The organism is Gemmatimonadota bacterium, assembly GCA_026706845.1.
Classification (GTDB): Bacteria; Latescibacterota; UBA2968; order UBA2968; family UBA2968; genus VXRD01.
In genome coordinates this window covers 1-1393 of record JAPOXY010000028.1, presented here as the reverse complement: position 1 = coordinate 1393, position 1393 = coordinate 1, and the positions used below count along the sequence as shown (strand labels likewise).

Annotated in this window: 1 protein-coding gene; it reads right to left on the bottom strand. The window is 49.7% G+C overall.

Translation table 11 applies throughout. From position 1 onward, the window contains the following. A partial coding sequence (locus OXG87_02725; protein ID MCY3868443.1) for a hypothetical protein occupies positions 1-1168 on the bottom strand: 1168 nt, incomplete at its 3' end. Positions 1169-1393: the final 225 nt, after the last annotated feature.

Below are 1393 nucleotides of genomic sequence, written 5' to 3'. Positions count from 1 at the left end.
AGTCTGCACTTGCATCACGCTGTCCGGAACTCGTGTACGCATAGACCTTCTCATCCCCCTCAGTAGAAAATTCTCCCTCATCAACCACATAGAATCGGTCGTTGGCATACGTGATGCCGTTCGGATCCTCGTTCTCTCTATGCAGATCGAAAGGCGTACTCGTTGGCGGCGTCCCACTGCCGCCGCTACTACCGCCGTTAGAAGGCGACACTTGCTGACCAAAGCTGCTGCTAAATATCAGAAAATCGGAAAATCCAATTGCGCCATCGCTGTCCAGGTCATATTTGGCTTCATACCTTCCATCTCCTTGACGTGATCCGAACTGCCCTGCAAACGCCAAAAAGTCAGCAAAGCCAACCCGACCATCGCCATCAAAATCGGGAGAGATCATGGCATTGAACGAGATCGCATTTGTTGTCGTGATTACGTCGCTCGATGCCGCGCTTTCAGCAAGCGTAACTTGCTTAATGCCAAGGGTAAATTCCTTATTCGTAACATCCGCTACGGTGGAAAACTCAGCCCTTGCCAGAAAACCGGAAGATGGCAAAGTAACAGGCGTAGTAGCCGCAAAATTCGCGCCCGTCGCTTCTGGAATCGCAAGGGCAAAAGCACTATTCTCGACCTTGTCAAGCGTTAAAACAGACGCATCAAAATCAAATAGGATTTTCACACCCACCAGCGATGTGGTAACACCCTTTGCGAAAACCTCAACAACGATCTTCGTGCCCTGCCCTGAAACAACGCCTGATGTGACGCCATCATCTATCTGGTTGCCTGTCCCGCCATCAGTAATCAGGTCAAGCGACAAAACAGTATTTGCGTTGGGTCCAACAGCAATTTTTGCGCGTCTTTCAGGCTCTACCTCCGCTGCCATCGCCTCTTTTTCTTTCTGCATTTTGACCTTGAGTGCGGCCAGGCGTTCAAGAATTTTTGCGCGTCTTTCAGGCTCCTCTCCCGCTGCCATCCCCTCTTTTTCTTTCTGCATTTTGGCCTCGATTGCGGCCATGCGTTCAAGCCACTGCGCCATCTTGCGATCAGCGATTTTTGCACGCCTTACGGACTCCGAAGTATTGGTATCTGTGGCGTCAGCAGCGGCGTGCCGACCCATCAGGACCAGCAATGCCAGCACAATCATCAGCAAGCTAGTTGACAAAATATGCTTGCCCATGGGAAGCCCTCCAAAAAATGTAATTGATTTTAGGGTTGTGAGTTCTACGCGATTCTTATGATTGTTTTTAGATACTTACGTAGTGGATTCCACACAGACAGTGTAGCCCTGCCTTTTCGCCATTATTTCAGCAACATCATGCGCTGAACCTGGATAAAGTCACCCGCTGACATGCGATAAATGTAAATACCACTGGCGACTTGCTTGCCAAATTCATCTGTGCCA